The 20,765-nt window shown below is 72.1% G+C and carries 16 protein-coding genes and 1 pseudogene; 12 read left to right on the top strand and 5 right to left on the bottom strand.

Features of this window, described 5'->3' with window-relative positions; genetic code table 11:
- Positions 1–61 precede the first annotated feature (61 nt).
- Positions 62–808 (top strand): hypothetical protein, encoded by a 747-nt coding sequence (locus tag OG870_RS24775; RefSeq protein ID WP_266518419.1) that lies wholly within the window; start codon positions 62–64, stop codon positions 806–808.
- Between the two features lie 133 nt (positions 809–941).
- Positions 942–1,637 (top strand): hypothetical protein, encoded by a 696-nt coding sequence (locus OG870_RS24770; RefSeq protein ID WP_266518417.1) that lies wholly within the window; start codon positions 942–944, stop codon positions 1,635–1,637.
- A 369-nt stretch (positions 1,638–2,006) separates the two neighbouring features.
- Here the strand turns inward: OG870_RS24770 and OG870_RS24765 are convergent, their stop codons facing one another.
- The 5 genes from OG870_RS24765 to OG870_RS24745 all read right to left on the bottom strand — a co-directional run bounded on the left by OG870_RS24765 (position 2,007) and on the right by OG870_RS24745 (position 9,410).
- A complete protein-coding gene (locus OG870_RS24765; protein WP_266582837.1) occupies positions 2,007–3,476 on the bottom strand; it encodes an FAD-dependent monooxygenase in 1,470 nt (489 codons plus the stop codon).
- Positions 3,473–4,498 (bottom strand): methyltransferase, encoded by a 1,026-nt coding sequence (locus OG870_RS24760; RefSeq protein WP_327691450.1) that lies wholly within the window; start codon positions 4,496–4,498, stop codon positions 3,473–3,475. Before OG870_RS24760 ends, OG870_RS24765 begins: the two co-directional genes overlap by 4 nt.
- On the bottom strand, positions 4,488–5,447 hold the full coding sequence (locus tag OG870_RS24755) for an NAD-dependent epimerase/dehydratase family protein (protein ID WP_405624637.1): 960 nt from the start codon (positions 5,445–5,447) through the stop codon (positions 4,488–4,490). Before OG870_RS24755 ends, OG870_RS24760 begins: the two co-directional genes overlap by 11 nt.
- A 146-nt stretch (positions 5,448–5,593) precedes the next feature.
- A complete protein-coding gene (locus OG870_RS24750; protein WP_327691449.1) occupies positions 5,594–8,434 on the bottom strand; it encodes a non-ribosomal peptide synthetase in 2,841 nt (946 codons plus the stop codon).
- Between the two features lie 28 nt (positions 8,435–8,462).
- Entirely contained in the window at positions 8,463–9,410 is a 948-nt protein-coding gene (locus OG870_RS24745; RefSeq protein WP_327691447.1) for an ACP S-malonyltransferase, read from the bottom strand.
- A gap of 220 nt (positions 9,411–9,630) precedes the next feature.
- Between OG870_RS24745 and OG870_RS24740 the strand changes: the two genes are divergently transcribed.
- The 10 genes and pseudogenes from OG870_RS24740 to OG870_RS24695 all read left to right on the top strand — a co-directional run bounded on the left by OG870_RS24740 (position 9,631) and on the right by OG870_RS24695 (position 20,693).
- The gene (locus OG870_RS24740) at positions 9,631–11,253 is read left to right on the top strand and encodes an acyl-CoA carboxylase subunit beta (RefSeq protein ID WP_405624636.1); all 1,623 of its coding nucleotides are present in this window, start codon (positions 9,631–9,633) and stop codon (positions 11,251–11,253) included.
- Positions 11,250–11,459 (top strand): acyl-CoA carboxylase subunit epsilon, encoded by a 210-nt coding sequence (locus OG870_RS24735; RefSeq protein ID WP_266839201.1) that lies wholly within the window; start codon positions 11,250–11,252, stop codon positions 11,457–11,459. The genes OG870_RS24740 and OG870_RS24735 overlap by 4 nt, the downstream gene beginning before the upstream one ends.
- Positions 11,460–11,549: 90 nt before the next feature.
- Positions 11,550–12,599 (top strand): AfsA-related hotdog domain-containing protein, encoded by a 1,050-nt coding sequence (locus OG870_RS24730; protein ID WP_266518401.1) that lies wholly within the window; start codon positions 11,550–11,552, stop codon positions 12,597–12,599.
- Entirely contained in the window at positions 12,596–13,636 is a 1,041-nt protein-coding gene (locus OG870_RS24725) for a 3-oxoacyl-ACP synthase (protein WP_266518399.1), read from the top strand. The genes OG870_RS24730 and OG870_RS24725 overlap by 4 nt, the downstream gene beginning before the upstream one ends.
- A 49-nt stretch (positions 13,637–13,685) precedes the next feature.
- Positions 13,686–15,374: an FAD-dependent monooxygenase gene (locus OG870_RS24720; RefSeq protein WP_266518397.1), complete on the top strand. Its 1,689-nt coding sequence runs from the start codon at positions 13,686–13,688 to the stop codon at positions 15,372–15,374.
- Positions 15,371–16,366: pseudogene (locus OG870_RS24715) on the top strand (beta-ketoacyl-ACP synthase III); the annotation flags it as partial. The gene OG870_RS24720 and the pseudogene OG870_RS24715, both read left to right, overlap by 4 nt.
- A gap of 48 nt (positions 16,367–16,414) precedes the next feature.
- Entirely contained in the window at positions 16,415–16,678 is a 264-nt protein-coding gene (locus OG870_RS24710) for an acyl carrier protein (protein ID WP_266520481.1), read from the top strand.
- Positions 16,679–16,683: 5 nt separating this feature from the next.
- A complete protein-coding gene (locus tag OG870_RS24705) occupies positions 16,684–17,919 on the top strand; it encodes a beta-ketoacyl-[acyl-carrier-protein] synthase family protein (protein WP_405663909.1) in 1,236 nt (411 codons plus the stop codon).
- Between the two features lie 61 nt (positions 17,920–17,980).
- Positions 17,981–18,946 (top strand): aldo/keto reductase, encoded by a 966-nt coding sequence (locus tag OG870_RS24700; protein WP_327691444.1) that lies wholly within the window; start codon positions 17,981–17,983, stop codon positions 18,944–18,946.
- A gap of 34 nt (positions 18,947–18,980) precedes the next feature.
- A complete protein-coding gene (locus OG870_RS24695; RefSeq protein ID WP_266925525.1) occupies positions 18,981–20,693 on the top strand; it encodes a 3-hydroxyacyl-CoA dehydrogenase family protein in 1,713 nt (570 codons plus the stop codon).
- The last annotated feature ends 72 nt before the right edge of the window (positions 20,694–20,765 follow it).

The following is a 20,765-nucleotide window of genomic DNA, read 5'->3' as shown; positions in this document are numbered from 1 at the left end:
GACGCCCCGACTCCCCACTTCCAACCGGCATCAGCTCGACCGGGGGCCGGGAGGTGCTGCCGTGCGGACTCGGACGATCGTCGTCATCCTGGCGGTAGCCGCCGGACTCGGTCTGCTGACCGGCCGGTTCGTCCTGCCCCCGCCCTCTGCCACGGCCACCCCGACGGTAACGCCGGGCGCTGCGGTCTCCTCGTCGGGTCACGGCTCTCCGGCGCCGAAGCCCGCGAGCGGACCCGTGACGAACCGGCACTTGTTGACAGCGGCCGAGTTCAGGAAGGTGGGGCTCGCCAAGCGCATCTACGTGCGGGATCGTGTCGGAGACGGCAAGTACGCCAACGCGGTCTGCACCGGCGAGAAGACCATCGGCCAGACCCTGGGCTCGTCCGACGTGCACTTCCGCGGGTTGATGACGAGCAGGGGCGCGGGCAACGGCGACCCCACCACGGCGGCGAACAGCGACGATCAGGTCGCACGCGAAGTCGCCGACGACGCCGGAAGCCGGACACTGGCCCAGAACTTCGCCGAACGCCTGCTGTTGGAGGAAGTGCCGTGCCAGAGCGAACCAGCCACCCACTGGATCTACGGGCCGACGCACACGATCGACGTCGCCGCGGACATCACCGCGAGCTGGATGGGTATCTACGACGGCGACCTGAACACCACTGGGACCGCACCACGAGGCAAGGAGCCCTGTGGAGGCATCGCCATACTCCGCAACGGCTCTCACTACGGGGTCCTGGAGGTTGATGCCTGCCTGGACACGGCTGCGATGACACGGATCGTCCGTGCGGCCGTGACACGGCTCTGAGACCGCTGCCACCCGACCGACGTGAGGTGGATCACACCGATCGCGGCAGACCTCTGTCCAACATCTCCCGCACCTCCGGCATCTCCCAGGTGTACGACGACGCCAACCGCGTCGCGACCAGACAGGAGATGAGATGTCCGACAACCAGGCAGCCGGCAGGAAGTTCTCACGTCGCGCTCGTAGCGCAGGAGTAGCCGCCTCAGTCGGGGCCGCCCTGATCGCGGTCGGGATCGGCGCGATTCCCGCCGCAGGCGCGGACACGAGCGCTGCGAGCCGGTCGGCAACCGCGCTCACCGCCGCCGCTGCCGCGCCCGGTCTCGGCTCCGCCGCCCTGATGCAGAGTGACGACTTCTTCCAGCAGGGTCTGACCCCGGTCGGCGCGACCGTGAACTTGGCCGGGAAGCAAGCTCTTTCGGCGTGCTCCGGCGAGGAGACGATGCGATCGCTGACCAAGGGGAAGGCCGCCGCCTATGCCGACGTGACCTGGGCCTTCGACACCAACGGCACCTCGCTGACCGAATCCGTCGCGGACGGTTCCACCGACACGTCGGCGGCCTCGTACGAGAAGCAGCTCAACAAGATGGTGCGCACCTGCCAGGACGAGCCGCGAGGTCACTGGTACTACGGCAAGGGACACGCGATCACCGTCAAGGCCGGCAACGGCAGTTGGTACCCGGCCTTCAACGGCGACGGCAAGGTCGCCGGCGGCGTCGCGGTGATCCGCAGTGGCCACAGGTTCGGCATCGTCGAACTCTCCGGTCAGCCCAGCGACGACCCCGGCTACATGGAAGGCATCACCGCCGGTGCCGTCAACCGACTGGGCGACTGATCCCGCCGCGCCACGGCGTACTTCCTGCGCCGTCCCACCGGGCGTGCCACCGCGAGGAACGGTGTGTGACATGGCCGGTGGTTCGGTGCCGTGGTGACGACGGTCCAGCGCATGGTCCCGGGCGGTTCGGGGAGCTGTTTTGCTGTCCGCTGTGATCAGTCGCCGTGCTCACCGGCGTGAGGATCATCGTCTGTTCAACTGAGTGCCGGCTCGCTGCCGCTGACCCCGGCGGCGGGCCGGCATCGTGGCCCCGGCCGCGCGAGACCGGCCACCTGAACCAGGTCCTGCTCATCGGTCTGGGTACCAACGGGGTCGGTGGCCGGCCGCGAAACCTACGAGAAGGCCAACTCCCAGGGCGGACAAGCACGGTCAACAGCGGTGCAGCCCGGACCTGTGCCCGCGTCGGTGTGCTCCTAGCGGCCAGCGTTCCAGCGCCGCGTGCAGTTGCTCGGGGTGCGGGGTGTCGGCGGCCCAGGCGATGTGGCCGTCCGGGCGGATCAGGAGGGTGGTACGCAGGGTGCCGGTGGGGGCGGCTACTCGCAGCCGGTCCGTCTCGGGTACCGGGTGGCCTCTGGTGATCAGGACGAAACGGCCGTCGCGCAGCACCTCGTACAGCCGCTGCCCGCCCGCGATCCGCAGATCGGGGGCCCGGCGGCCGGTGAGGCGGTGGCTGCCGGGCGGGGACGGGTAGGCGATGCCGATGCCGGAGAGCAGGTGCTCCCCGGCATCGGTGAGCGAGTTCGCCAGGGAGAGCAACGGCAGGGCGACCTCCCGGAGTTGTCGCACCAGGCCGTTGCCCGGGGCGTTCAGCACTCCTCGGGTGATCGCCCCGGAGACCCGCAGCGCCTGCTTCCCGACCGGGTGGCGCTCCGCCTCGTAGGAGTCGAGCAGCGGCTCCCCGGCCCGGCCCTGCACGACCGCGGCCAGCTTCCAACCCAGGTTGGCGGCGTCCTGCAGCCCCGTGTTCATTCCCATGCCTCCGGCGGGCGAGTGGACGTGCGCGGCGTCTCCCGCCAGCAGCACCCGGCCCTCGCGGTAGCGGACCGCCTGCCGCTCGTCGCTGTGGAAGCGCGAGATCCAGCGCGGGTCGTGCATGCCATGGTCGGAGCCGAGGACGCGGCGCAACAGGCCGGACAGTTCCTCGGCCACCACGGGTGCGTCATCGGGGCGGTCGTCGCCGGCGATCCTGCCGATCGCGCGGTACCAGCCGTCGCCGAAGGGCACGAGTGAGGCGAAGCCGTACTTGTTGGAGTTGGTGGTCACCGCGTCGACGGGCACCTCCTGCAGCCGGACGTCGGCCAGCATCACCGAACGCACCACAGAGCGGCCGGGGAAGGCGATCCCGGTCAGCCGGCGCACAGCGCTGCGCACGCCGTCGCATCCGATCACGTACGAGGCACCGAAGGTGCCCTTGGCCGCCGTGTCCACGTCGACGCCGTCGGCCCGCTGTCTCAGCGCCACGGCCTCGGCGCCCCGCACGATCCGCACGCCGGCGGCGAGCGCACGCCGTTCCAGCAGCTCCTCGACGTGGTACTGCGGAGTGATCAGCACAAAGGGGAAGCGGGTGCGCAGCCGGTGCAGGTGCAGCTCGATCCTGCCGAAGAGCCCCACCACGGGTGCCGTCCTGCCGAGGGCGACCAGTTCGTCGGCGAGGCCGCGCGCGTCCAGTACCTCCAGGGTGCGGGCGTGCACCGCGAAGGCACGGGTCATGCCGGGGTCAGCGGCGTGCTCCCGCCGCTCCAGCAGGGTGACCCGCACCCCGGCCGCGGCCAGGTCCCCGGCCAGGAGGAGGCCGGTGGGCCCCGCGCCCACCACCAGGACATCGGCGGTACCGGTCATGGCGTCGTCGCCTCGATCACGTGCTGGTACGAGTTGACCGGCCGTACGTCCCGGACGACGAGGCCCGCCCGCTCCACGAGCCCGAGCAGACTCTCCCGGGTGTGCTTGCGCCCGCCGACGGTGAGCAGCATCCGCAGATCCATCGCGGTGCTGAACCGCTGTCCCGGGCCGTTGTCGACGAGGTTCTCCACGATGACCACCCGGGCTCCGGCGGGCGCCGTCCGCACGAGGTTGCCGAGCACGACGGCGGCGTCCTCGTCGTTCATCCCCAGGATGTTCTTGAAGACGTACACGTCGGCGTCGGCCGGCAGCTGCTCGCGGCAGTCTCCGGCCAACAGCCTTACCCGGTCGGCCAGTTCACCGCCTTCGCGCAACCGGGCGTCAGCGCCCGCGACCACGTCGGGCCGGTCGAACAGGATCCCCCGTACGCCGGGGTGGCGCTCCAGGAGCGAGGCCAGCAGGAAGCCCTGTCCGCCGCCGATGTCGGCGACGGTCCGCGCGCCGGACAGCGGCAGGACGCTCGCGACGGCCGCGGCGGACTGCCTGCTGGCCTGGGTCATGGCGCGGTCGAACACCGCCGCGGACTGAGGCCAGACCGTGTGCACGTGCTCGAAGAACTCACCGCCGTACGTGTCGGCGAACACGTCCTTGCCGGTGCGCACCGACTCGTCCAGACGGCCCCACAGCTCCCAGGTCCATGGTTCGGTCATCCACAGCACCAGCTGGTCGAGCCGATCCGGGGCGTCCTCGCGCAGCAGTCGCGAAAGCTCCGTGTGGACGAACCGGCCCTCGGAGGTCTCGGCGAAGACACCGTGGCCGGTGAGCGAGCGCAGCAGTCGCCGCAGCGCGTCCGGGTCGGCGTCGACCGCCACGGCGAGGCTGTCCGCCTTCGCCGGGGTGTCGCCGAGGACGTCGGCCAGGCCGAGTTTCACGGCCGCGCGCAACGAGGCCGCGCAGCCGGCGCTCAGTGAGCGTTCCAGTAGCCCCAGCACCTGCGGTTCGGTGGACGTTTCACTGGTCACGGTGGGAGATCTCTCTGTCGGGGCGGGCTTCGACGGTGCCGGGAAAGTGCGCCTCCAGGACCTGCCGGACGCCGTCGCGCCAGGACGTTCCGCAGGCACCGGCGATGCTCCTGCGGCGGGTGCCGTCGTACGCGACGACGGCACGGGTGACGTCGCTCGGCACGAAGTCGGCCGGCACGCCGGTCAGTTCGGAGACGTACGTCATGAGGTCGCGCACGCCCACGACCTCGTCCCCTCCCCAGTTCACGACGGTCGCGGGGGTCCGAGCCGCGGCCCACAGCCGGGGCACGTGCCGCGCGATGTCGTCGGTGTGGATCGGGGAGCAGTAGTGCTGTTCTCCGTGGGGTACGGCGATGGGCTTCCCGGCGAGCATCTGCCGGTGCAGGATCACCGGGAGCCCGCCGTGCCCATGGGGGCCGTAGGCGACGTTGAGCCGGGCGATGGTAGTGGGCAGGCCGAGCGTCACGGCGAGCGCACGCACGGCGCCCTCGGTGGCCAGCTTGCCGACCGGGTACGTCGGCAGCCATGCCGACACGGTGCCGAGCGGGTCGTCCTCGGTGTACAGGTGGGCCGGTGCCTGGGGCGCGTAGACCGCGCTGGTGGAGACGAACAGCAAGGCTTCGGCGCTGCGGCAATGGGCCATCAGACGGCCGGTGGCGACGGAGTTCACCGCCACGACCTCCTCGAAGTCACTGCCGCCGCGCTCGACCGCCGCGTGCAGGACATGCGTGAAGTCGTCGGGAAGACCGTCGAGTTCGTCCACGGCCATGTCCCAGCGCCACGTCCGTATCCCCCGGTCCTTCAACCGCCGCTCCGCCTCCGGGTCGCAGAAGCGGCCAAGACACCACACCTCGTTGTGCTCCGCGAGCGTCTCGGCCGCGGTGCGCGCCACCAGGCCGGTCGCCCCGGTGATCAGGATCTTCTTCCCGGCTAGTGCCCCGGCAGGCAACGTTTGCCCGCAAAGGAGCGGCGTCCGGTGCGTGCTCTCGGCGTGCCGGGTGCGGGCCCTCGTACTGGACGTACTTGGGTCTGTGCCCGGTGCGGCGAGAGTGCGTGCCGGGCGTCGCGACGGGGCGAACGTTGCCTGCCGGGGCACTAGCACTGGGGTGCACCGCCTGCTCCCAGCGACCGGTCGAGTTCCGCCCGCAGGACCGACTGGAAGGCGGCCACATGCTTCGGCCCCATGAGGGTGTAGTGCTCACCGGGCACATCGAGGTATCGGGGTGCCTCGCGGGTGAAGTCCTCCCAGCGACTGAGTTCGTTGTCGAGCCAGTCCTGCTTGCTGCCGCGCAGCGGGACGGCGTAGAAGACGCTCATCCGCGCGACCGTGCCGGAGGGCCGGTAGGTCCGGCCGAGGCTGGTCAGGCCGTCGGCGAGGTCCGCCCAGGCGGCGAACCTGTCAAGATCCAGATCGAGTTCGGCGAGCCGGTGCGGGGCGGCGAGGGCGATCAGACGGGCGAGCTGCTCCTGCCTGGTCAGCGGGCGCAACTCGGCCGGCAGCGTCTTCGCCTGCCGCTCGGGGACCAGGTCGAGGAACATCGCCAGGTTGACCGCGGTCTCGACGAAGTCGAGCTCGTCCATGCGGTACTTGATGTGCGGGGGCAGGTTGAAGCTGCCGAGGAAGTCCACCCGCTCGCCCTCCGCCTCCAGCAGCCTGGCCACCTCGAAGGCCACCGCCGCGCCGAAGGAGTACCCGGCGATCGCGTAGGGGCCGTGCGGCTGCCTGGAGCGGATGGCGTCCGCGTAGACGCGCACCATCTCCGCGAAGCTCTCGAACGGCTTCTCCCCCGGGTCGAACCCGCGCGCCCGAAGGGCGTAGAAGGGCCGCTCGTGCACGAAGTACTTGGCCAGGTTCACGAAGACCAGCACCTCGCCGACGCCGGGGTGGACACAGAAGAGCGGCGTCCCGTCCCCGCTGGTCTGCAGCGCGACGACCGGATCGTAGGGGGCGTTCTCGCCGCTTCGGCCCGCCTCGATGCGTGCGGCCAGTTCGCGGACGCTGGGTGAGGTGAGGATCGCGAGGACCGGCAGGTCGGCGCCGGGGAAGCGCTGGGCCACCAGGCTCTTGAGGCGCAGGATGTCCAGCGAGGTCCCGCCGAGGTCGAAGAAGCTCGCGGTGGCACTGATCAGGGACGGTTCGGCGTCGAAGAGCTCGCCGTACAGCTCCGTGAGCGTCTCCTCGACCGCGCCCACGGGGGTGACGTGGCCGCCGAGTTGACGCGTGATCAGCTCCTGGACGGACTCCAGGTGCCCTGCGTAGTCACCGGCCTCCAGACGACGCCGCATGAGCGATCGCGGGATCTTGCCCAGGCTCGTCTTCGGGAAGGCGTCCTTGGGAAGCGGCAGCAGCAGCGCCGGGCGGAACCCCCAGAGCAGTACGACACTGTTCCTGACCGCGACGATCAGACGGTGGAGCGCCGCCTCGTCGCCGGCCATGTCGGAGGTGACGGCGAACGCGACCGCGAGCTGCTCGGTGTCGCCGCCCACCGGGCGGGTCGGGAACGCGGCGACGAAGGACTTCTCGATGCCGTCGAGGTCGCCGAGCACCGACTCCAGTTCGTGACTGTAGTAGTTGACGCCGTTGACGATGACGCTGTCCTTGCTCCGCCCCACGAGGGTCAGCCGCTCCCCGTCGAGCCGGCCGAGGTCACCGGTGCGGAACCAGCCGTCCGCCGTGAACGCGGCCGCGGTCGCCTCCTCGTTGTTCCAGTACCCGCGCGTGATCATCGGTCCCGTGAGCTGCACCTCGCCGACCTCGCCGACCTCGCCGTCCTGAGCCGCGACCCTGATCCGCAGCCCACTGACCGGCCGGCCGACCGAGGCGAACTCGCCGCCGTGGTCGGCGTCGGGGAACTCCCGGTTGTAGATGCTGCCGGCGCAGGTCTCGGTCATCCCGAACGCGGGCCACAGGGCCCCGCGGTGCAGTCCGTACGGGGCCGTCCGGTCGAGGAAGCCGACACCCGTGGCGACCGGATTCGCCTCACCGCCGGAGATGATGTGCCGTACGCAGGACAGGTCCAGCGGCAGAGGGTGCTGCAGCTGGTCGAGGGCCTTGTTGATCAGCCCCAGCAGGAAGTTGGGGGTGAACGTCATCGTCACCCGGTGGGCGTCGATCAATTCGAGGAAGTGCGTGGGGTCGGCCAGTACCGACTCCGGTGACGTGTGCAGTTGCACGGCCCCCACGGACAGGGGCAGCAGGTGTGCCTCCAGCAGTGCGGCGACATGGTCGTAGGAGATCCAGTTGAGCGTCACGTCCGCCGGGGTGAGCGACTGCGTACCGGCCTTCGCCGCCATGGCGGCCAGCAGGTTTCCGTGGGTGAGCCGGACCGCCTTGGCGGCGCCGGTGGAACCGGACGTGAGGACCAGGAGGGCGGTGTCGTCCGGGGCGGCGGCGGTCGGCGTGACCGTGCGCGCGTCCGTCTCGGTCGCGGTCGGGGCCAGGTCCTCGATCGTGGTGACCGACAGCCCCTGGACCGCGGGGAGCTCCTCGCGCGTGCGGCGGTCGGTGATCACGAGCGGGCCGTCGAGCAGCGTGTCGATGTGGCTCAACTGGGCTGTCCAGCGCTGCGGATCATCGCGGACGGGGACCATTGGGCAGACGGGGATGCCGCCGAGCAGGCAGGCCCAGAGGGCCGGAACGAAGTCCTCGGGCCGCTCCAGCAGCAGCGCCACGACGCTGCCCGGACGGACTCCCTTCCTGCGCAGGGCGTTCAGCAGGCGAAGCGACTCCGCCAGGAGCTGCGGATAGGTGTGACCGAGGGTTCGCTCCCCGGAGAGGTAGCGCACCCCGTGCTCGGGGAACCGTGCCGCCGCCCGCACCAACAGCCCGCCCAGGTCGGCTGCTTCTCCGGCCTCGACCCCGTTGCCGGCCTCACGCGCGACCTCCACTTCGGCCTCGGCCGCTCGACCGACGGGTATCTCCTGAATCGTTGTCATGACCTCTTCCTTCGGCGTCGACGGCAGGTCAGGCCGCGTGCGGGACCGGTGCCTTGAAGCGGTGGGAGGGGACCTCCGGCAGGGCGCGCCGCGCCAGGCCGGCGAGGGTGGCGCCGGGACCGATGTCCAGGAACGCGGTGGAGTCCAGCTGTTCGTGGAGGACGTGCAGGGTGTCCGCCCAGCGGACCGGGCTGACCAGCTGACGGGCGCACAGGTCACGCCAGTGGCCGCCACCTTGGTGGGCGCGGGCGTCCACGTTGGCCACCACGGGGACCGCCCCGGTCGCGAAGCCCGTCAGTTCCAGGGCCCGGCGCAGGGCCGTGCCGGCGGGCTCCATGTAGGGGCTGTGGCAGGCGGCGTTGACCGGCAGGACGCTGTAGCGCAGGCCGGCCCCGGCCGCACGGGCGGCGGTGGCCTCCACGGCCGTACGACTGCCGGCGATCACCGTCTGCTGGGGGCTGTTGTGGTTGGCCACCCACAGGTCGCCGCCGTCCCGGCGAGCCTCCGCCACCAGGGCCGTGACCTGCTCCGGGTCGCCGCCCATCAAGGCGGCCATCGCTCCGGGCCGCGCGCGGGCCGCCTCGGCCATGGCCCGGCCCCGCTCGCCCACCAGCCAGGCGCCGTCCGTCACCGACAGCACCCCGGCGGCCACCAGCGCCGTGTACTCGCCGAGGCTGTGCCCGGCGACGGCCACCACCTGCGCGAACGGATCGTGCCGGTGGAACTCCGACCAGGCCAGCAGGGACGCGGTGAACACCGAGATCTGGGCGTGGTCGGTGCGGGACAGGGTCTCCTGGTCCGCCGTCAGCAGCAGCTCGGCGACGTCGAAGCCGGAGGCCCGGGAGACGGAGTCGACGAACTCCCAGGACGCCGTGTCCCGCCACGGCTCGCCCATACCGGGGCGCTGCACCCCCTGTCCGGGAAACAGGACGGCGTACCGCGGCTCGGCTGTGGACCCGTGAACGTGCGCGACCATGATCTGCCCTCTCGATATTCCGACGACGGTCGGGAACATCGTCCGAGGGGGCCACTCAAGTTCCGGACCGCTTTTCCCTCACAACCGGCCTGCCTTTCACTCAAGGCCCGGAATAGAAGTCGGCGATTTTTTCACGGCTTGAGTCAGGCATTGCCCAGGGCCCCGAACCCTTCTTGCGGGCGGCCTCGGTCCAGAGGGCGTCCGGATGGGAGGACAAGGCATGACCACCGTGGTCGAGAACCCCGTGGCGCAAAGCCCGGTGCCACCTACCGAGTCGGAACCCGAGCGTCCCGACAGCATGCATGTGCGCGTGGAGGAGCTGCGGCGGCTGCGCGCCGAGGTGCACGCGGGTCCCGGACAGCGGGCCACCGAGGCACAGCACGCACGCGGCAAGCTCACCGCTCGCGAGCGCGTCGAACTCCTGCTGGACGAGGGGTCGTTCACCGAGCTGGAGCCGCTGCGCCGGCACCGCGCGACCGGCTTCGGCCTGGAGCGCCGCAGGCCGCACACCGACGGCGTCGTCACCGGCTGGGGCACGGTCGAGGGCCGCCAGGTCTTCGTCTACGCGCACGACTTCCGCATCTTCGGCGGCGCACTCGGCGAGTCCCACGCCATGAAGATCCACAAGTTGATGGACCTCGCGGAGGCGTCCGGCGCCCCGCTGGTGAGCCTGTGCGACGGCGCGGGCGCCCGCATCCAGGAAGGGGTGACCGCGCTCGCCGGATACGGCGGCATCTTCAGTCGCAACGCGCGTTCCTCGGGCGTCATCCCGCAGATCAGCGTGATCCTCGGCCCGTGCGCGGGAGGCGCGGCCTACTCGCCGGCGCTGACCGACTTCACCTTCATGGTCCGGGGCGTGTCCCAGATGTTCATCACCGGCCCGGACGTCGTGCGTGCGGTCACCGGCGAACAGGTGAGCATGGACGAGCTGGGCGGCGCCGACGTGCACGCGTCGGTGTCCGGGGTGGCCGCGTTCGCGTACGACGACGAGGCGACCTGTCTGGAGGACGTGCGCCACCTGCTGTCCTTTCTGCCGTCCAACAACCGGCAGGCCCCGCCCGTGCTGCCCGGCGACGATCCGGCGGACCGGCGCACCGACCGGCTCGCCGACCTCGTCCCGGCCGACCCCTCGCGGGGCTACGACGTGCGGGAGGTCATCGAGGAGATCGTCGACCACGGCGAGTACTTCGAGACGCACCCGACCTGGGCGCCCAACGTCGTGTGCGCCCTGTCCCGGATCGACGGGCACGTGGTGGGCATCATCGCCAACCAGCCCATGGTCAGCGCCGGGGTGCTGGACATCAAGGCCAGCGAGAAGGCCGCGCGGTTCGTCTCCCTGTGCGACGCCTTCAACATCCCGCTGGTCACCATGCTGGACGTGCCCGGCTTCCTGCCCGGCGTGGACCAGGAGCACAACGGGATCATCCGGCACGGCGCGAAGCTGCTGTACGCGTACTGCAACGCCACCGTCCCCCGCATCCAGCTGATCCTGCGCAAGGCGTACGGCGGCGCCTACATCGTCATGGACTCCCGCTCGGTCGGCGCGGACCTGTCCTTCGCCTGGCCCACCAACGAGGTGGCGGTGATGGGTGCCGAGGGGGCCGCCAACGTCGTCTTCCGCCGGCAGATCGCGGACGCCGACGACCCCGCGGCGATGCGCGCGCAGATGGTCCAGGAGTACAAGGCCGAGCTGATGCACCCGTACTACGCGGCCGAACGCGGCCTGGTGGACGACGTCGTCGAACCGGGTGAGACCCGCGCGCTGCTGGCCCGCTCGCTGGCCGTGCTGCGGACCAAGCACCGGGCGCTGCCGCAGCGCAAGCACGGGATCACCCCGCTGTGAGCGCCGACGTGTTGCGCGAGGCCGCCTTCCGTGTGGTGCGCGGCGACCCCACACCCGACGAACTGGGCGCGCTGATGGCCGTGTTGACCGTACTGCGGGCTCGCGCCGAGGCAGCCGACGACGCTGTCGCCGAGCCGTGCGCACCCCGCGCGAGCTGGGACCGGGCCGGCAACGGCTATCGCAGTCCGCTGGCCTGGGTGGTCTAGCGAACAGCCCCCTTGAGTTCGCTTTTAGTGAGCGCTTTGCCACCTCCCCCGACAATGAAATCACGCGAGAGAAAAGGGAATTGGATCCCCATGACCTCCAATGAGAAGAAGGCCTGCCTGCCGGGTGCGGCGAACCTCGAATTCATGCGCACCGTGGACCGCTCTCTGCTGCACCGTTGGGCGCTTTCCGAGGTATTCCTCACGGACGCCCGCAAGACCGGCGAGGAGGAATATCTCGCCGCCGCGCAACTGCCCCCGCTGCACGCCTACTACACCGAGAACACCTCACGGCTCGGCAGCCCGGACCCGATGCTGCTGCTGGAGTGCTGCCGGCAGGCCGAGACCTACGGCGGCCACGAGTACGCCGGGGTCTCGCGCAAGAGCAAGTTCCTGCTGCGGTCCTGGTCGATGGAGCTGCCGGGGCTGCTCACCCTCCCGCAGCAGGAGCAGCCCGGCGAGCTGCGGATCTCGGTGCGCACCAGCAACCGCCGCGGCACCCCCGGCGATGTGCGCCGGCTGTCCTTCGGCATCGACATGAAGCTCGCCCAGCGCTGCCTCGGCTTCGTCCACATGGACGTCGGCTACATCCCCGCCGAGGTGTACGACACGGTCCGCCTGCAGGGCCGCGGCCGGCCGCTGGTGCCGTTCAAGGACCTGCCCCGCCAGAGCGCCTACGTCGACCCGCACCTGGTCGGCCGCAGCGACCCGGCGAACGTCGTGCTCAGCTCCGCCACCGTGGGCAGCGACAACGCCACCGCGACCGTACGGGTCCCGCTGGAGAACCGCAGCATGTTCGACCACGGCCAGGACCACGTGCCCGGCATGGTGCTCATGGAGGCCGCCCGCCAGCTGTGCATGCTCGGCGTGTCCGACCTGTGGGGCGCCTCGGTCAGCCGCAGCACGGTGGCCGGCTTCGAGTTCTCCTTCCTCCGCTACGCCGAGCTGGACGCCCCCACGACGGTGCACATCCGCAAGACCGAGCCGTACGCGCACGAGGACAACCTCAGCCTGATGCTGCCCGACCTCAGGACCTTCCACATCGACTTCGAGCAGGACGGCGACGTCATCGCCTCCGGCCGGATGCACACGACCACGGCGTCGACGGGCGTCCCGCTGCTCGACGGCGAGGAGTGCGTATGACCCCCGACGACATATGGCTCGCGCCCGCCGAGTGGCTGCCGCCCACCACCGAGAAGACGGCGGACGCGCTGGACACCGGCCGGGTGACCACCGACGAGGCGGACGCGATGGGCTACGGGCAACTGCCCGCCTCCCCCGACCTGTCCGCGCCTCAGATGGCGGTGCGTGCCGCCCGGCACGCCCTGTCCCGGGCCGGTGTCCCCGCCGGTGACCTCGCCGCCGTCCTGCACGCCTGGACCTACCACCAGGGCCACGACTTCTGGTCGCCCGCGCACTACGTGGCCGCCCGGATCGGCGCCCTGAACGCGATCCCGACCGGCGTCCAGCAGATGTGCAACGGCGCGGCGGCAGCCCTGCGCACGGCAGCGCACCAGCTCGCCGCGCGGCCCGGTGACGGCCCGGTCCTGGTGACCACAGCCGACCGTTTCGCACCGCCGGGTTTCGACCGGTGGGGCGGTGACTACGGCGTCTGGTACGGCGACGGTGCCACCGCGGCCGTCGTCGGCGCCGGCCCCACGGGCGTCCCGGAGGGCGCGCTCACCCTGTGCGCCCTGCACACACGAGCGGCGCCGGAGCTGGAGAGCGCCCACCGTGACACCGGTGCCTTCCACCCGGCACCCCACATCCGCAGCGTGGCCGTGGACGTCCGCCGCACCAAGAAGGCGTTCCTCGCCGAGCACGGCAAACAGCGCTTCCTCGACCGGCTGCGCCAGGAGACCACGGCCGTCCTGGCCGCCGCGCTGACCGAGGCGGGCATCGGCACCGGCGGGCATCGGCTGAGCGCCGTACTGCTGCCGCGGCTCGGCCGGGCCACCGCACTGAAGGTGTACGGCCCCGCCGTCGCCGAGGTCACCGACGCGCCCCTGGCCGACCTGGGCGAGAACACCGGTCATCTCGGCGCCGGTGACCTGCTGTCCAACCTGGCCGCCCTGTCCGCGGACACCGGCCCGCACCGCCTCGAACGCGGAGAGTACGCCGCGGTGCTGAGCGCGGGCGCCGGGTTCACGTGGAGCGCGGTCGTGGTGCGACGGACCTGAACCGCCCGGAATTTCCCACCCTGTTCCGACTTCCCCGAAAGGTACTGTCATGACGTTCCCTCAGCGCGAGGGCCCCGGTGAGCGGCGTCCCGTCCTCGTCGTGGGCGCCGGCCCCGTGGGACTGGTGCTGGCCACCGAACTGCTCGCGCAGGGTGTTCCGGTCCGGCTGATCGACGACTCGGCCGCCGGCCCCGTCCAGCACTCCCGGGCCAGCGTCGTCTGGCCGCGCAGCCTGGAACTCCTCGGCCGTATCGGCGCCTCCGAGCCGCTGATCGAGCTGGGCAACCGGCTGGACTCGGTGCAGTACTACTCCGACAAGCGGCACCTCGGCTCCATCGAGATGAGCCGGCTCTCCGACACCCCGTACCCCTTCGGCGTGGTCGTCCCGCAGGACACCACCGAGGAGGTGATCCGCACCCGGCTGGCCGCGTACGGCGGCGAGATCGAGTTCGGCTCCCTCACCGGGCTCGACACCTCGGGGTCCCGGCCGGTCGCTCAGGTGCAGCGGGCCGACGGGCGCACCGATCATGTCGAGGCGGACTGGGTGATCGGCGCGGACGGTGCGCGCAGCGCGGTCCGCCGCCTCGCCGGGATCGAGCTGCTGGGCACCGGCAACGACGTGCTGTTCGCGATCGGTGACGGTCCCGTGGCCGGCGACCTGGACCAGCACGCGCTGGTGTACGGCTACTCCCGCTCCGGCGCTCTGGGAATCGCCCCCTTCGGCGGCGGCCGGTACCGGCTCGCCATCAGCGTGCCGGACTGGCGCGAGGAGCAGGGGCCGCCGCCGGAGCTGTTCCAGCGGTTCGTCGACGAGCGTTCCCCGCGGCCCGGCATCGTCGGCGAGCTCGACTGGTCCACCATCTTCCGGGCACGGCGCCGGGTGGCCGAGACCATGCGCGCGGGCCGGGTCTTCCTCGCGGGCGACGCCGCCCATGTGTTCAGCGCGGCCGGCGCGCAGGGCATGAACACCGGCATCCAGGACGCGGTCAACCTCGCCTGGAAGCTGGCAGGCGTGGTCAAGGGCGCCTTCGAACCAGGCATCCTCGACACCTACGACAGCGACCGCCACCTGGCCGCGGAGCGCATCGTGCTGACCACCGCCAAGCAGACCAGCTGGGGGCTGTTCAAGCGGCGCCACGAACTCGCCCTGCGCGACGCCACCGTACGGCTGGCCCACCGGACCGGAGTGCTGCAGCGGTTCGGCGCCCCGCTGATGGCGCAGCACGACGTCAGCTACCGGCCGGCCGAGTCCCTGCGCGACACGCTGCCGGGGCTGACCAGCAGGATCCGCGTCGGCGACCGGCTGCCGGTGTTCGCCGCGCACGACGAGCCCCAGCCGGGCGCCGAACGCTGGCCCTCGATCGACCCGGCGCGGCTGACGCTGCTGCTCTGGGCGGGCGAACGCCAGGACGCCACCTGGCTGGCCACCCGCCAGTCCGTGTCGAGGGCCGCCCCCGACGGTGTACCGGTACGGGACATCTCCGCCTGGCCGGGCTTCACCCCACTGCTCGGCACCACCCCGAGGGCCCTCGTGGTCCGCCCCGACGGACATGTGGCGGCGATCGTCGCCCCTGAACCGGCCGCCGTGCGTACGGCACTGCGCAGGGCGGGGAGCAGCTTCCGGGCGGGCGGCACGGTGCGGACCCCTCAGGTCCCGGACGCCCCGGGCACCCGGCTGACGACCCTGGCGGTGTCCTCCACCCGTACGGCCGACGATGCCGAGGAGCTGGCCTCATGAGCCGCGCCGCGGTGCTGTGCGGTCTGGGTGGTGCTCTGCCGGAGAGGGCCGTGTCCAATGAGGAGTTGGCGGAGCGGCTGGACACCTCCGACCGGTGGATCCGTACCCGGACCGGGATCGGTCGGCGTCATGTCGTCGCCCCGGGCGAGGCCACCTCCGACCTCGCGGTGGCGGCCGGACGGGATGCGCTGGCCTCGGCCCGTCGCAGCGACGTGGACCTGGTCGTGCTGGCCACCAGCACACCGGACCGGCCGTGCCCGGCCACCGCGCCGGACGTCGCCCACCGGCTCGGGCTCGGGACGGTGCCCGCCTTCGACCTGTCCGCCGTGTGCACCGGGTTCGTGTACGCGCTGGCCGCCGCGTCCTCCATGATCACCGCGGGGCTCGCCGAACGGGCCCTGGTGATCGGAGCGGACACCTTCTCCACCATCCTCGACCCGGCCGACCGCACCACCCGGGCCATCTTCGGCGACGGAGCCGGAGCCGTGGTCCTGCGGGCGGGCGAGGCGGACGAGCCGGGCGCGCTGCTCGGCTTCGACCTGGGCAGCGACGGCTCGGGCGGCGACCTGATCACCGTACGCGCCGGAGGTTCCCGGCAGCGCTCCGCGCCCGAACCCCCGGGCGCCGGGGACCACTTCTTCACCATGGACGGCCGGCCCGTGTTCACCCAGGCCGTGCTGAACATGAGCCGTTCCTCGCAGACCCTCCTCGACCGGATCGGCTGGACTCCCGCCGAGGTGGACAAGGTCGTGGCGCACCAGGCCAACATCCGCATCCTCAACGCCGTGGGCGAGCAACTCGGCCTGGAGGAGAAGCAGATCGTGGCCAACCTGGACCGGGTCGGCAACACCGTCGCCGCCTCGATCCCGCTCGCCCTGCGTGACGCCGCCGCCGACGGCGACCTGCAGCCCGGCCACCGCGTGCTCCTCACCGGCTTCGGCGGCGGCCTCACCTGGGGCTCGGCCGCGCTGGTCTGGCCGGCCCTGGAACCGACCGACCTCAACGAGAACCCCGAGAACGAACAACGAGAGGAAACCACCATGAGCACTCCCGTCATCAAGATCCAGGAAACCCTCAAGCACCGCGTCTCCGCCCTGATCAGCGAGAAGTTCGGCCTCGACGAGGCGGAGCTGCTCTCCGGCGCCACCTTCGACGAGCTGGAGATCGACTCCCTGATCCTCGTGGAGCTGAGCCTGATCCTGCGCAAGGAGATGGACATCGTCCTGCAGGAGGGCGAGCTGAAGTCCGCGTTCACCCTGGACGAGGCCGTCGCCGTGATCCGTGCGAAGGCGGATCAGGCGTGAGCGGCGTGGCCCGGGGCCGCGGAGTCGCGGTCACCGGCATGGGCCTGGTCACACCGGCCGGCATCGGAGTCGAGGAGAACTGGCGGCGGGTGCTGTCCGGCGTCTCCGCAGGGGCCACCGACCCCGAGCTGAAGGGCGAGAAGGTCGACATCTCCTGTCGGGTTCCCGGCTTCGACCCCACGGCCGAGCTGGGCCGGCGCACCGCCTGGAAGCTGGACCGCTTCACCCAGCTCGCCGTGGTCAGCGCCCGGCAGGCGGTCGCCGACTCCGGCCTGGACACCGGGTCCTGGGACTGCACCCGGGTGGGTGTGGTCATCGGCAACTCGCTGGGCGGCGCGGCCACCCTGGAGAAGCAGCTGCGCACGTACTCGGAGGGCACCCCCGAGGACGTGTCGGCGCTGATGATCCCCATGAGCATGGTCAACATGGTCGCCGGATACGTCGCGATGGACCTGCGCATCCACGGTCCCAGCCTGGTCACGGCGACCGCGTGCGCGTCGGGGGCGTCCGCGATCGGCACGGCCCGCGAATGGCTGCTGTCGGGGCTGTGCGACGTGGTCCTGGCCGGTGGCACCGAGTCGGCGATCAGCCCCGGCACGCTCAACGGGCTGTCCCGGATGGGCGCGCTGTCGGGCCGTACCGACCAACCGGCCGCGGCGTCCCGCCCGTTCGCGGCGGACCGGGACGGCTTCGTGGCCGGCGAGGGCTCGGCGATCCTGGTACTGGAACGGTGCGCCGACGCCACCGCCCGGGGCGCCCGGCGCTATGCGGACATCGCCGGCTTCAGCGCCACGTCCGACGCGCACCACGCCACCGCCCCGCACCCGCAGGGCGAGGGCCTGGCGCGGGCGCTGCGGGCCGCCCTGGACGACGCCGGAGTGCTCCCCGACGAAGTGGAGCACGTCAACGCACACGGCACGTCCACCCCGATGAACGACCTCACGGAGGCCCGTGCCCTGCACTCGGTGCTCGGCGACCGCGCGGCGGTCACCTCCACCAAGGGCGTCACCGGCCACACCCTCGCCGCGGCGGGTGCCGTGGAGGCCGCGTACACCGCGCTGGCGCTGTACCACGGCGCCATGCCGCCCACCGCCAACGTCGAGTCGCTGGACCCGGCGATCGACGTCGACATCGACGTCGTCACCGGCGCGGCGCGGCACCGGCGGATGAGCGTCGCCGCGAGCACGTCCCTCGGGTTCGGGGGGCACAACGCCGCCCTGGTCCTCACCGCCGCGGCCTGACGGGGCCGGGGTGTCCCGCACCCCGGCCCCTCCAATCCCCCCTGACAGGAAGGAAGTTCACGTGAACACGCGTGGCCTCGGCCCGACCGGATTCGACGTCCACCCCGTCGGCCTCGGGTGCATGGGAATGAGCTGGGGCTATGCCGAGTCCCAGCGCGACGACACGGTCTCGGTCGCGGTGATCCGGCAAGCCCTGGACGCCGGGCCGGTTCTGCTGGACACGGCCGACGCCTACGGCGCGGGTCACAACGAGATCCTCGTCGGCCGCGCCCTCGCCGGACGCCGTGGCGACGCCGTGGTCGCGACCAAGACCGGCATCGTCGTGGACGACCTCACCACCCGCACCCTGAGCCGCGACGGTTCCCGCGAGCACATCCGGCGCTCGGCCGACGCCTCCCTGAGGCGGCTCGGCGTCGACGTCATCGACCTGTACTACCTGCACCGCGTCGACCCCGCCGTACCGCTGGAGGAGTCCTGGGGCGCGCTGTCCGAGCTGGTGCGCGCGGGCAAGGTGCGCCACCTCGGGCTGTCGGAGGTGACCCGGGAGCAGGCCGACGCCGCCCACCGCGTCCATCCGGTGGCGGCGGTGCAGTCCGAACTGTCCCTGTGGACAAGGGAACCGCTCGACCCCGACTCCGGGATCTCCGGCTGGTGCGCCGAACACGGCGCCGCCTTCGTGCCGTTCGCACCGCTGGGCCGGGGTTTCCTCACCGGCCGCTACACCCGGCCCGAGGACTTCGAGGCCGGCGACTTCCGGGCCACCAACCCCCGTTTCGCGGGGACGGCGTTCACCGCCAACCTGCGCATCACGCACGCGGTGGAGAAGGTCGCCGCCCGGCACGGCGCCACCGCCGCCCAGGTCGCCCTGGCCTGGACCCTCGCCCAGGGCGACCACGTCGTCCCCGTCCCCGGCACCAAACAGCCCCGCTATCTGGCGGACAACCTGGCGGCGGCCGAACTGCGCCTGACCGAGCGGGATGTGCGGGACCTGGACACCGCCCCCGCCGCCACCGGCAGCCGCTACTGACCGCACGTCCTCCCTCGACAAGCAGGAGCACACCATGCCCGATCAGCCGGACGGCGCCCCCGCGCCGTCCCCGTACACCGTGGCCGTCGTCGGTCTGGGCGGCACCGGACTGACCCTGGTGCGCCGACTGGCCGGCGCGGGGCTCACCGTCGTCGGCGTCGACGACGACCCGGCGGCCCTGGTCCGCGCCCAGGAACTGAGCCCGTCCGAGCGCCCCCGCACGGTGACCCGCTTCCCGGCGGGGGTCACCGCGGCCGACCTGGTCATCGAGGCGGTACCGGAACCGGCGGCACTGAAGCGGCTGGTGCTGGCCAAGGTGCGACAGCGCATCAGGCCCGGTACCCCGGTGCTCACCACCGCGCTGACCACGCCGCTCGCCGACCTCGAAGAGGCCGCGGGCCCGGACCTGTTCGCGCTGCGCTTCCTGCGCGCGGACGACCTGGACGCCGTGGAGATCGCCCGCGCTCCCGGCGCCGGGGATGCGGCGGCCGAGCGGGTGGAACAGATACTGACGGCGGCCGGAATCACGGCGCACCAGGTCGTCGACCGGCCGGGCTCGCTCGCCCCCGGCCTGCTGCTCGGCCTGCTGAACCGGGCCGCGTGGATGGTCCACGACGGATACGCCACCGCCGAGGACATCGACACCGCGCTGCGGCTGGGCTGCGGCTGGCGCGAGGGTCCGCTGGCCGTGCTGGACGCGATCGGCCTGGACACGGCACGCGACCTGCTCTCCCGCCTCACCGAGACGGCCGACGGGCACCCGGCGCCGGCCCCGGTCCTCGACGAACTGATCGCCCGGGGCGCGCTCGGCCGCAAGACGGGCCACGGCTTCCACCGCCACGACCTGGGCGAGGGGCCGCGCCGGCCGGCCGAGCCGACCGCCGCGCCCGGCCGCCGGGTGGTGGTCGTGGGCTCCGGGACCATGGCCACCGGCATCGCGGAGTCCTTCGTGCGCGGCGGCTTCGACACCACACTGCTGGCCCGGACCGAGGAGAAGGCACAAGGCGCCGCGGAACGCGTGGAGTTCGCGCTGGGGCGCACCGACGAGGAGGGAGGGCGGGGCGGCTTCAGGGCGACCGCGGACCGCTCGGTGCTGGGCACGGTGGACATCGTCGTCGAGGCCGTGGTGGAGGACCTGGAGGTCAAGCGGCGGCTCTTCGCCGAGCTGGGCGCGGTCTGCGCGCCGCGCACCCTGCTGGCCACGTCCACCTCCAGCCTGCCGGTGGCCGCCTGCACCGAGCCGGCGGGCCGTCCCGCGGACGTGCTGGGCCTGCACTTCTTCAACCCGGCTGCGGTGATGCGCCTGGTGGAGCTGGTCCCGGCGAAGGGCACCAGCAAGCACAGCCTGGCCCGTGCCCGCGCGGTGGCCGAACGGCTCGGCAAGCAGACCGTGCAGTGCGGCGACCGGGCCGGTTTCATCGTCAACGCGCTGCTCTTCCCGTATCTGAACCAGGCTCTCGAACTGCTGGACGCGGGCGAGACGACGACCGCGGCGCTGGACGCGACCGCGCGGACCGTGGGCGGCCAGCCGATCGGTCCGGTACGGCTGCTCGACACGGTCGGCGCCGATGTGGCTCTGGAGGTGCAGCGCCGGCTCCAGGCCGACCCGCGCTGCCGGGCACCGGAGACCGCCCCCCTGCTGAGGCAGCTGGTGGCCGCGGGGCATCTGGGCCGTAAGACGCCCGGCAAGGGCACCCGCACCTACCTGGCCTCCCGCCCCACCGCGCCGGTCCCCGCGTCCGTCTGATCCCGCCGGGCGGCGGCTCCTCCCCCTCCCCCCAGGTGGGGCCGCCGCCCGGCTTCCCCCTCCCACCCGCAC

This window comes from Streptomyces sp. NBC_00461 (assembly GCF_036013935.1).
Taxonomy (GTDB): Bacteria; Actinomycetota; Actinomycetes; order Streptomycetales; family Streptomycetaceae; genus Streptomyces.
This window is presented reverse-complemented; position numbering and strand designations above follow the sequence as displayed.

Excerpts from the sequence above, each read along its gene's own strand:
- OG870_RS24765 (WP_266582837.1), bottom strand. The coding sequence starts at position 3,476 with ATGACCGGTACCGCCGATGTCCTGGTGGTGGGCGCGGGGCCCACCGGC.
- OG870_RS24725 (WP_266518399.1), top strand. The coding sequence starts at position 12,596 with ATGACCCCCGACGACATATGGCTCGCGCCCGCCGAGTGGCTGCCGCCC.
- OG870_RS24720 (WP_266518397.1), top strand. The coding sequence starts at position 13,686 with ATGACGTTCCCTCAGCGCGAGGGCCCCGGTGAGCGGCGTCCCGTCCTC.
- OG870_RS24770 (WP_266518417.1), top strand. The coding sequence starts at position 942 with ATGTCCGACAACCAGGCAGCCGGCAGGAAGTTCTCACGTCGCGCTCGT.
- OG870_RS24740 (WP_405624636.1), top strand. The coding sequence starts at position 9,631 with ATGACCACCGTGGTCGAGAACCCCGTGGCGCAAAGCCCGGTGCCACCT.
- OG870_RS24695 (WP_266925525.1), top strand. The coding sequence starts at position 18,981 with ATGCCCGATCAGCCGGACGGCGCCCCCGCGCCGTCCCCGTACACCGTG.
- OG870_RS24710 (WP_266520481.1), top strand. The coding sequence starts at position 16,415 with ATGAGCACTCCCGTCATCAAGATCCAGGAAACCCTCAAGCACCGCGTC.
- OG870_RS24750 (WP_327691449.1), bottom strand. The coding sequence starts at position 8,434 with ATGACAACGATTCAGGAGATACCCGTCGGTCGAGCGGCCGAGGCCGAA.
- OG870_RS24730 (WP_266518401.1), top strand. The coding sequence starts at position 11,550 with ATGACCTCCAATGAGAAGAAGGCCTGCCTGCCGGGTGCGGCGAACCTC.
- OG870_RS24745 (WP_327691447.1), bottom strand. The coding sequence starts at position 9,410 with ATGGTCGCGCACGTTCACGGGTCCACAGCCGAGCCGCGGTACGCCGTC.